Origin of the sequence: Vibrio sp. MOR3, assembly GCF_001557775.1 — a bacterium.
In the GTDB taxonomy this organism is placed as follows: domain Bacteria; phylum Pseudomonadota; class Gammaproteobacteria; order Enterobacterales; family Vibrionaceae; genus Vibrio; species Vibrio jasicida.
Window position 1 is genome coordinate 1 of record NZ_LNRD01000073.1, and the last position, 215, is coordinate 215.

Here is a 215-nt window from a genome sequence, read left to right on the forward strand (position 1 = left end):
GATCATCCTCTCAGACCAGCTAGGGATCGTCGCCTTGGTGAGCCATTACCTCACCAACTAGCTAATCCCACCTAGGCATATCCTGACGCGAGAGGCCCGAAGGTCCCCCTCTTTGGCCCGTAGGCATCATGCGGTATTAGCCATCGTTTCCAATGGTTATCCCCCACATCAGGGCAATTTCCTAGGCATTACTCACCCGTCCGCCGCTCGACGCC

At 56.7% G+C, this 215-nt stretch carries 1 rRNA gene; it reads right to left on the reverse strand.

The features are described 5' to 3' along the window. Positions 1-215: ribosomal RNA gene (locus tag ATB76_RS26980) — 16S ribosomal RNA — on the reverse strand; the annotation flags it as partial.